The 9,050-nt window shown below is 74.7% G+C and carries 9 protein-coding genes; 1 reads left to right on the forward strand and 8 read right to left on the reverse strand.

Going from position 1 to position 9,050, the window contains the following annotated elements; genetic code table 11:
* Nucleotides 1-75: 75 nt before the first annotated feature.
* From CRP30_RS19475 to CRP30_RS19505, 7 genes are read right to left on the reverse strand one after another with little or no spacing between them, the layout of a single operon-like run.
* Complete coding sequence (locus CRP30_RS19475) at nucleotides 76-732, reverse strand: response regulator (RefSeq protein ID WP_097185647.1); 657 nt, start codon at nucleotides 730-732, stop codon at nucleotides 76-78.
* Nucleotides 729-1,838, reverse strand: coding sequence for a sensor histidine kinase (locus CRP30_RS19480; protein ID WP_097185648.1), 1,110 nt, complete (start codon nucleotides 1,836-1,838; stop codon nucleotides 729-731). Before CRP30_RS19480 ends, CRP30_RS19475 begins: the two co-directional genes overlap by 4 nt.
* Nucleotides 1,839-1,896: 58 nt before the next feature.
* Nucleotides 1,897-2,526 carry an ABC transporter ATP-binding protein gene (locus CRP30_RS19485; RefSeq protein WP_097185649.1) on the reverse strand — a complete coding sequence of 210 codons (630 nt, stop codon included), beginning with the start codon at nucleotides 2,524-2,526 and terminating at the stop codon, nucleotides 1,897-1,899.
* On the reverse strand, nucleotides 2,526-3,326 hold the full coding sequence (locus CRP30_RS19490; RefSeq protein WP_200814862.1) for an ATP-binding cassette domain-containing protein: 801 nt from the start codon (nucleotides 3,324-3,326) through the stop codon (nucleotides 2,526-2,528). Before CRP30_RS19490 ends, CRP30_RS19485 begins: the two co-directional genes overlap by 1 nt.
* Nucleotides 3,323-4,174: an ABC transporter permease gene (locus CRP30_RS19495; protein WP_097185650.1), complete on the reverse strand. Its 852-nt coding sequence runs from the start codon at nucleotides 4,172-4,174 to the stop codon at nucleotides 3,323-3,325. The genes CRP30_RS19490 and CRP30_RS19495 overlap by 4 nt, the downstream gene beginning before the upstream one ends.
* A complete protein-coding gene (locus CRP30_RS19500) occupies nucleotides 4,171-5,277 on the reverse strand; it encodes an ABC transporter permease (RefSeq protein WP_200814863.1) in 1,107 nt (368 codons plus the stop codon). The genes CRP30_RS19495 and CRP30_RS19500 overlap by 4 nt, the downstream gene beginning before the upstream one ends.
* A complete protein-coding gene (locus tag CRP30_RS19505; protein ID WP_097185651.1) occupies nucleotides 5,259-6,869 on the reverse strand; it encodes an ABC transporter substrate-binding protein in 1,611 nt (536 codons plus the stop codon). Before CRP30_RS19505 ends, CRP30_RS19500 begins: the two co-directional genes overlap by 19 nt.
* Before the next feature lie 89 nt (nucleotides 6,870-6,958).
* Between CRP30_RS19505 and CRP30_RS19510 the strand changes: the two genes are divergently transcribed.
* Complete coding sequence (locus CRP30_RS19510) at nucleotides 6,959-8,107, forward strand: ferredoxin-like domain-containing protein (RefSeq protein ID WP_097185652.1); 1,149 nt, start codon at nucleotides 6,959-6,961, stop codon at nucleotides 8,105-8,107.
* A gap of 4 nt (nucleotides 8,108-8,111) precedes the next feature.
* Here CRP30_RS19510 and CRP30_RS19515 read toward each other — a convergent pair whose 3' ends face one another.
* Nucleotides 8,112-8,756: a dihydrofolate reductase family protein gene (locus CRP30_RS19515; RefSeq protein WP_097185653.1), complete on the reverse strand. Its 645-nt coding sequence runs from the start codon at nucleotides 8,754-8,756 to the stop codon at nucleotides 8,112-8,114.
* Between the last annotated feature and the right edge of the window lie 294 nt (nucleotides 8,757-9,050).

A 9,050-nucleotide genomic window follows, 5' to 3' on the forward strand; every position in this document is an offset into this window, starting at 1 on the left:
GTGATCGTCGGGCGACGCGGGCGTCGGAACAGGTGCCGGAGGTCATGACCGGGGTCATGGTCCGCGGTGACCTGGTCAGACGAGGCCGAGCGCCCGGGCGCGCAGGGCAGCCTGGGTGCGGTCGCGCGCCCCCAGCTTGGCCAGCACGTTGGTGACGTGGTTCTTGACCGTCCCCTCCGCCAGGAACAGTGCGGCGGCGATCTCCCGGTTGCTCCCGCCGTCGGCGAGCAGGCGGACCACCTCCAGCTCGCGCTCCGACAGCGGCACGACCAGCGGCTGCGCGCGCGGCCCGGCGTCCTCGGGCATCGCGGCGAAGCGCGCCACCACCCGCGCGGCGACCGACGGCTGCAGGACCGACTCCCCCCGCGCGGCCGCGAGCAGCGCCTCGACGAGGCGGTCGGCGGAGACGTCCTTGAGGAGGTAGCCGACGGCCCCGGCACGCAGGGCCGCGAACACGTCCTCGTCGTCGTCGAACGTGGTGAGGGCGAGCACCCGCGTGCCGGGCTGCTCGACCCGCAGCCGGCGGGTCGCGGCGACGCCGTCCAGCACCGGCATGTGCAGGTCCATGAGGACGACGTCGGGGTGCAGCGCGGCCGCCCGGTCGAGCGCCTCGGCGCCGTTCCCGGCCTCGCCGACGACCTCGATCTCCGGGCGCACCCCGAGCAGCGTGGCCAGCGCCTCCCGGAACAGTGCCTGGTCGTCGGCCAGCAGGACCCGGACGGGCCGGCTCACCCGGGCACCGCCACGCGCACCGTCGTCCCGGACCCCGGCCGGGAGACCACGTCGACGGAGCCCCCGAGCCGGGCGGCCCGCTCGCGCAGGCCGAGCAGGCCGAAGCCGGCGCCGTCGGCGAGCTCCGCGGTCCCGCAGCCGTCGTCACGGACCTCCAGCCGGACGATCCCGTCGTCGCCGTAGGCGAGGACGACGGAGGCGCTCGCGGCCGCCGCGTGCTTGCGGACGTTCGTCAGGCCCTCCTGGGCCGTGCGGAACAGGGACTCCTCGGCGTCGGCGCCGAGCGGGCGCGCCGTCCCGGTGACCTGCAGATCGGTGGGGATCCCGGCACCCGAGGTGTCCCCGACCAGCGCTTCCAGCGCCTCGGGCAGCGGCGGGACGACGCGCGGCTCGCGCAGGGCGGCGACCGACCGCCGGACCTCGGCGAGCGCCTCCGTCGACTGCTGCTGCGCCTTCGCGAGCACGGCGTCGGCCCGCGCCGGATCGGCCGCGAGCACCGCGCGAGCGGCCTGCACCTGCATCTGGACGACCGTGAGGTGGTGGCCGAGCCCGTCGTGGATGTCGCGGGCGACCCGGTTGCGCTCCCGGGTCGTGGCGAGTTCCTCCAGCTGCGCGGCGTTGTCGCGCAGCCGGGCGTTCGCCCGCGCCAGTTCGGCGCGAGCCCGCTGCTCGCGGCGCAGCAGCTCGGTGACGACGGCGGTGAACGCGGCGGCGACGTAGGTACCCAGCATGGTGCGCAGCCCGTCGGCCATGGGCATGCCGAGGTGCACCAGGGGCACGACGGCGGCGACCACGACGGCGCCCGGCAGCGGCAGGAGCAGGACGCTCTGGCTGACCAGGACCAGCGTGAGGAGCGTCGCGCCCACGCCCACGCTGCCCGTCATGAAGACCAGGTAGGTCATCGGGAGCTGGACCAGGACGTAGAGGACCCCGAGCCGGCGTCGTCGTCGCGGCTCCTGCCGGTCGACCCAGCGGAAGCCGAGGACCGCGACGAGGGAGAAGACCAGCGCGACGGCGATCGGGGGCAGCGGGTGCTCCAGGCCGGTCGCCTCGGCCACGAGGGTGATGAACGCCCCGCAGGTCAGCACGGCGAGGGCGCGGGTCACGCGTCCACTGTGCGGGGCCGGCGAGCGGTCGGTCAACGACCGGACGGGTGAGCCGCTGTCAGGCGGGTCGCGTGTCCGCGGGACGGTCCCAGTCGACGACGCGGTCGGCGACGACCTCCAGGAGCGGCCGGTCGTGCGCGATCGCCAGGACCCCGATCGAGGCCGCGCGGCACCGGTCGAGGAGCAGGTGCCAGATCCGTGCCTGGGTGACCGCGTCGAGGCTGGCGGTGAGCTCGTCGGCGACCAGGTACCGCGGCCGGGCGAGCAGCGCCCGCGCCAGGTTCACCCGCTGCAGCTCGCCGCCGCTGATCTCGTGCGGATAGCGGTCCAGCCACCCCGGAGCGACCAGCTCGGGGTCCAGCGCGGCGACCGCTCCGGGACCCGCGCCCGTGGCGGCGAGGACCTGGCGGAGGGTCCAGCGGGGGTCCATCGCCCGCTCCGGGTGCTGCAGGACCAGCTGCACCGGATGCGGGGTCCGCCGCGGCCGGGGCGTCGCGCCGTCGACCGTCACCCGCCCGCGCGCCGGCGGGAGGAGCCCGGCGAGGAGCCGGCCGGCGGTGCTCTTGCCGCCACCGCTGGGACCGCACAGACCGACGACCTCGCCCGGTGCGACCGCGAGGTCGACTGCCTCGAGCACCCACGGCCGGCGTGCTCCGTAGCGGAACCAGACGTCCTGCGCCTGCAGCATCAGGACACCCCCGACACGTGCAGGCCGTTGACCGGCAGCGCCTGCCACAGCGCCCGGCTGAAGGGGTGCCCCAGCCGCGAGCCGTCGCCGGTGAAGTCGGCCGGATCGGCGACGTCGACGGTGCGCCCCGCCGAGCAGATGACCACGCGGTCGGCGACGTCGAGCACGGCCAGCAGCTCGTGGGTGACCACGACGACCGCGCACCCGTCGTCGGCCAGCTGCCGGAACTCGGCGAGCGTCGTCCGGACCGTCTCGGGCGGGAGGCCGGTGGTGGGTTCGTCGGCGAGCAGCAGCCGCGGCGCGCGCAGGGTCGCCATGGCGACCATGACCCGGCGCGCCATCCCTCCGGACAGCTCGTGCGGGTACAGCCGCAGCACCTCGGGGCCCAGACCGCGCTGCGCCAGCGCCTCCTCGGCGGCTCGTCGGGGATCGCTCCGGCCGGCCAGCCGGGCGGACCTGCGCACCTGGCGGCCGACGGGGTTGACCGGGTCGAGGAAGCTCACCGACTGGGGCAGCAGCATCGTCTCGCGGCCGGCCAGACGCCGGCGCGCGGCCGGGTCCCGGGGCACGCCGTCGTAGGTCACGGTGCCGCACTCCACCGCGTTCGGCGGCAGGAGCCCCAGGACGGCGTGGGCGAGGAGGCTCTTGCCGGCGCCGCTCGCGCCGACGAGGGCGACCACCTCCCCGGGGGACGCGGTGAGGTCCATGCCGGTCAGGGCGGGCACCGAGCGGCGGCGCAGGCCGCGCTCGTACTGCACGAAGTCGACCTCGAGCCCCCGGACCTCCAGCAGCGCGCTCACAGGTGGTGGCTCCGCGGATCGAGCAGGGCGCGGGTGTTCTCGCCGATCGTGTCGACGAGCTTCACGACCACCAGCAGGCAGAGCCCGGGCAGGACTGCGAGCCACCACGCGCCGGCGGTGAGGTAGCGCATGGACTCCGCCAGCAGCACGCCGATGGAGGGCTCCCCCGGGTCGACCCCGAGGCCGAGGAAGGACAGCGCGGCCTCGTGCAGGATCGCGTGCGGGAACAGCAGGACGGCGCCGACGAGGAAGTGACCGGTCAGGTGACCGGCCAGGTGACGGCGCGCGATCCACCACCGGCCCCGGCCCAGCTGACGGGACACGGCCACGTAGTCCGACGACATGACCTCGCCCGCCCTCCCCCGCAGCACCCGGGTGAGCGACGGCCAGTGCGTCAGGGCGACGACGACGACCACCGCCCGAGTGCCTCCTCCCAGGGCGAACGCAAGGAGGATGAGCAGCACCAGGTGGGGCAGGGACAGGAAGAGGTCGACCAGCCAGGTCACGGCCCGGTCCACCACCCCGCCGAACACCGCCGCGAGGCAGGCCAGCAGCAGCGCGATGACGGCGGAGATCGAGGCCGCGGCCACCCCGACCAGGAGGCTCAGCCGCAGCCCGGTCAGGGTGCGGGCGAGCACGTCGCGACCGAGCCGGTCGGTGCCGAACCAGTGGTCGGCCGACGGTCCCAGGTTCCGGTCGGCCAGGCTCGTGGTCTGCGCCGGGTCGGCGGCCAGCCCCCCGGCGACGAGCACTCCCAGGACGACCAGCAACGACAGACCGACATAGGCGAGGGTCCGGCGGCGGCGGTCCCCGAGGGCGAGCCGCGGCAGCGCCAGGAGGGCGGTCACCGGACACCCCGGCCGGCGGGCTCGGGCTCCCCCGTGGGCGGCGGCGGGAACGCCTCCGGTGCCGCCGGGAGGCCGGCCGGCTCGCCGTCGCGTCCTCGGCGTCCCCTCGACGGCCGACGCCCGACCCGCGGGTCCAACCGGGCGTGCGCGACGTCGCCCAGCTGGTTGCCCACGAAGACGAACACCGTGGTGAACAGCACGATGCCCAGCAGCAGCGGAACGTCCTGGCCGAGTGCCGCCGCGGTCGTGGCGGCGCCCAGACCCGGATAGGAGAAGACCTGCTCGGCAAGCACCGAGCCGCCGAACAGCTCGCCGAGCGCGGCGAACTGGAGCAGGACGGCCGGCGCAGCGGCGTTGCGGAGCACGTGGTGCACCACCACTCCCCGGGTCGACTCGCCCTGCGCCCGCGCGAAGGCGACGTGGTCACTGGCCATGGCGTGGATCACCGCGTGGCGGGTGTGCAGCACGACCGGCGCGACGCCGACGATCGACAGTGTCAGCGCCGGGAGGATCAGGTGCTGCAGCCGGTCGAGCAGCGTCACGTCCTCGGCCAGCACACCCACCGGCACCGCGCAGCACACCGGCGTCCAGCCCAGCGAGACGGAGAAGACGTAGAGCAGGAGCAGCCCGACCCAGAACGTCGGCGCGGAGGCCAGCGTGTAGGCCCACCAGCAGATCGCCCGGTCGGCGACCCGCCCCTGCCGGACGCCGGCCACCACGCCCAGCGAGAAGCCGAAGAGCCCCGAGAGGAGCCAGGCGGTCGCCATGAGCGCGAGACTGGCCGGGAAGCGCTCGCCGATCACCTGGGTCACCGGCTGGTTGAAGGTCAGGGACTGCCCCAGGTCGCCCTGCAGCAGCTGGCCGAACCACGCGCCGAAGCGCTCCAGCGGCGGGTCCCCGAGGCCCCAGCGCTCGGCGATCTGCGCCCGCTGCTCCGGGCCGATGGCCGCGATGTCGCCACCGACGTAGGCGTCCACCGGGTCGATCGGCGAGTGGGCCATCAGCGTGAAGGACGCCGCTGCCACGGCGGCGAGCAGCAGGACCAGCCGGAGCAGCCGCCCGACGGCGCCGCGCAGCCGGGCGGTCAGCAGGTCCACCGCCACCCGGCGATCCCGGCCGTGATCGGCCAGCCGTGGCCGTGCGGCTCGATCCGCGGGGCGCCCAGGTCCAGGCACTCGTCGACGAGATAGGTGTGCTCCAGGTTCACCAGCCACGCCCAGGCCGCGTCGCCGGAGGGACCGAAGCCGCCGCCCGCCCCGTCGTGCTGGGCAGCGCGCCAGTGCTCGTTCGCCGTCTCCTGGTCCGTCGCGGCGAGCGCCGCGTCGAAGTTCGCGTCGACGTCGGCGTCGGCGTAGAAACCGGGGTTCCAGTACTCCACGCCGGCCCGGCTCGACGAGTAGAGGTTGTACATCTCGGTCGGGTCGAGGCTGCCCCAGCCGAAGAGCACCGCGTCGGCGTGCAGGCGCTGATCGATGACGTCCCAGCTCTCCCCCTGCGCGGAGACCTCGAGGCCGATCGGGGCCAGCATGTCGGCCACCGCCAGCGCGAGCCCCTGGCGGAGGCTGTCGTCGGCCGGGTAGAGCAGCGCGAACTCCGCTCGGACGCCGTCCCTCTCCCGGACCCCGTCGCCGTCCCCGTCGACCCAGCCGGCGTCCTCCAGCAGGCGCGCCGCGCGGGCGGGATCGGCGTCCCCGACGGCGGAGGCCGGCTCGTACCAGGGCAGGCCGTCGACCGGTCCTGTGGCCGGCGAGCCGAAGCCCTCGAGGACGCCCTCCACCAGGAGCTCGCGGTCGACGGCCGAGTTGACCGCCTGCCGCACCGCGAGGTCGGAGGTGACGTCGTTGCCGATCGGAGCGCCGTCCTCGGTCGTCCGGCCCTCATCGGGGACGTAGGGGAACATGATCCCCCGGTTGTCGACCGACGGGACCGGCACCAGCCGCATGCCGGGGACCTCCGTGCCGGCGAGCTGGCTCGGAACGGCGGCCATGTCCACCTGGCCGGCCGAGGCCGCTGCCATGGAGGCGTCCTCGCCGGTGAACTGGAAGACGATCCGCTCGAAGTCCGGCAGGTCGCCGTAGTAGTCGTCGTTGCGCTCGACGATGAGCTGCTGCCCCTCGTCCCACTGCACGAGGGCGAAGGGGCCCGAGCCCACGGGGTTGCGGGCGTAGTCGTCGCCATGGGCGTGCTCGGGCACGATGCCGAGCGACACCAGCCGGTTGACGAACGTGCTCTGCGGTCGCTGCAGCCGCAGCTCCACGGTGTCGTCGTCGACGGCGACTGCCTCCGCCAGCGCGGTGACGTCGGTGAGGCCGCCGCTCTCGCTGGCCGTCGTGAAGGTGTAGGCGACGTCGGCCGCGGTGACCGGCTCGCCGTCGCTGAACCGGGCGTCGGTGCGGACGTCGACGGTCCACACCAGGCCGTCCTCGCTCACCGACCAGTCGGTGGCCAGGTCCGGCACGATGCCCAGGTCGGCGTCGCGCGCCAGCAGCGTGGACTGGAACAGCGGGGAGCCGTACCTTCCCCAGCCGAGCGTGGGGTCGAAGCCGTCGTCCGGCTCACCGCCGATCGCCAGCCGCAGCTCCGTCGGGGACTCCGACGTGGCGGTCCCGCCCGCGGTCCCGCCGCACGCGCTGACCGCGAGCACCATGGCCCCGCCCACCGCCATCGTGCGCGCCGTTCGTCCGTGCGGAGCCATCCGTGTCCCTCCATCGACCTGCACCGAAGCCTATTGCAAACAGTTCGCAAGAGATCGTCCGGGCAGGTCGCAGTAGCCTCGCTGGCGCGATGACAGCTCCTCCCGTGAGGCACCGCGCCGACGCCTGCCCCGGTGCGCTGCAGACCCATGCCGCCGCGGACGGCGCACTGGCGCGCGTGCGGGTGCCGGGCGGAGCGCTGTCCGCGGCCCAGCTCCTGGTGCTGGCCGCCGCCGCCCGCGACCTCGGCGACGGCGCGCTGGAGCTCACCAGCCGCGCCAACGTGCAGCTGCGCGGTCTGCGCCCGGGAGCCGAGGTCGAGCTCGGCTCCCGGCTGACGGACGCCGGACTGCTGCCCAGCGCCACCCACGAGACGGCGCGCAACGTCCTCGCCAGCGTGCTGAGCGGTCGGGTCGGCGGCTTCCTGGATGTGCGCCCGTGGGTGTCGGCATTCGACGTCGCCCTCTGTGCCGACCCGGCGCTCGCCGCGCTGCCCGGGCGCTTTCTCGCCGCTCTCGACGACGGCCGGGGTGACGTGGCCGGGCTGGGGGCCGACGTCGGGCTCCTGGCGCGCGGCTCCGGCGACGTGGCGCTCCTGCTCGCGGGGACGGACACCGGGCTGCGGTGCCGACCCGCGGACGCCGTCCCGCTGGCCCTCGCCGCCACCCGCGCCTTCCTGGACGAACGCGCCGCTCAGGGCGGGACCGCGTGGCGGGTGAGCGAGCTGGCCGGCGGTCCCGCCCGGATCGCGGCGGCTCTGCCCGGGTCGCGCGCCGAGCCTCTCACCGTCCCCTCGCCACCGACGACCGGCCCGGCCGGGGCGGTCGCGCAGGACGACGGCCGCACCGCAGTGGTCGCCGTCGTCCCGCTCGGCCGACTGACGGCCGCCCAGGCCGATCTTCTCGCCGACACCGCCGGGGGCGACGTGCAGCTCACCCCGTGGCGGAGCATCGTCGTGCCCGACCTGCCCGACCCGTCGGCCGCCGAGGTGCTGGCCTCGGCCGACCTCGTCCTCGACCCCGCCAGCGACTGGCTGCGGGTCACCGCGTGCGCCGGACGGCCCGGCTGCGCCAGGTCGCTGGCCGACGTCCGGGGTGACGTGACCCGGGCGGTGGCCGGCCGGACGCTCCCGGCGGACGGTGCCCGGCAGCACTGGGTCGGCTGCGAGCGGCGCTGCGGCCGCCCCTCCGGGGAGGTCGTGGACGTCGTGGCGACGCCGGCGGGCTACCGCGTCGGCTGACCTGTCACCTCCGCCAGAACAGGTGGTGGACGACACCGCTCGCGCTGGGCACGACGTCGACGTGGAAGCGGTCACCGAGTTCGTCGGGTGACGTCCACAGCCTCGTCCCGGAACCGAGCTCCACCGGCGCGACCGCGACGTGCAACGTGTCGACGAGGTCGGCCTCGAGGAACTGCCGGATGACGGTCGCCCCGCCACCCAGCCGGACGTCCTTGCCCTGAGCTGCCCCCTTCGCCTGGTCGAGAACCGTCGCGGGCTCCCCGCCGACGAAGTGGAACGTGGTGTCGGAGAGGGAGAACGACGGACGTCCGTGGTGGGTCATGACGAACACGGGCGTGTGGAACGGGGGCTCGTCGCCCCACCAGCCCTGCCACTCGTGGTCCTGCCACGGACCCCGCTGCGGCCCGAACTTGTTCCGGCCCATGATCTCGGCGCCGATGCCGTGGCTGAAGTCGCGCGTGAAGTAGTCGTCCAGACCGCGACTCCCCCCGGGTTCGCTGCGGTTGGGAAAGCTCGCCGTGGCGAGCGCCCAGGCCATCAGCTCCCGGGGATCGGCGTGCCCGAACGGTCGCTCCAGGCTCTGGCCCTCGCCGGCACCGAAGCCGTCGCTCGAGACGGTGAAGTTCTGCACTCTGAGCAGCTGGTCCACGGGGCTCCTTCTGATCGGTCGACGTCCGTAGGACCGCCGCCGTCCGCGGAAGTCATCGGCGTTCAGGCACGCATGCCTATCGGACCGGACACGACTCAGCAAGCGCGTCGCGAGACTGTGGACAGCGCTCTCACCTGGGGATTCATCTGGCCGGAAGCGGCTCACTGGCATAGACTTCGTACACATGTTCGAACAGGTGGGGAGGGTGGTCATGGGCGAGTTGCAATCGGCGCTGGATGCCCTGGCCGCCGAGGACGTGCGGGGTCTCTCGCCGCGGGAGCAGCTCGGCGGGAT

Origin of the sequence: Blastococcus haudaquaticus, from assembly GCF_900230285.1 — a bacterium.
GTDB lineage: Bacteria > Actinomycetota > Actinomycetes > Mycobacteriales > Geodermatophilaceae > Blastococcus_B > Blastococcus_B haudaquaticus.

Coding starts and splice junctions, on each gene's coding strand:
- CRP30_RS19485 (WP_097185649.1), bottom strand. CDS start 2,526: ATGCTGCAGGCGCAGGACGTCTGGTTCCGCTACGGAGCACGCCGGCCG.
- CRP30_RS19505 (WP_097185651.1), bottom strand. CDS start 6,869: ATGGCTCCGCACGGACGAACGGCGCGCACGATGGCGGTGGGCGGGGCC.
- CRP30_RS19510 (WP_097185652.1), top strand. CDS start 6,959: ATGACAGCTCCTCCCGTGAGGCACCGCGCCGACGCCTGCCCCGGTGCG.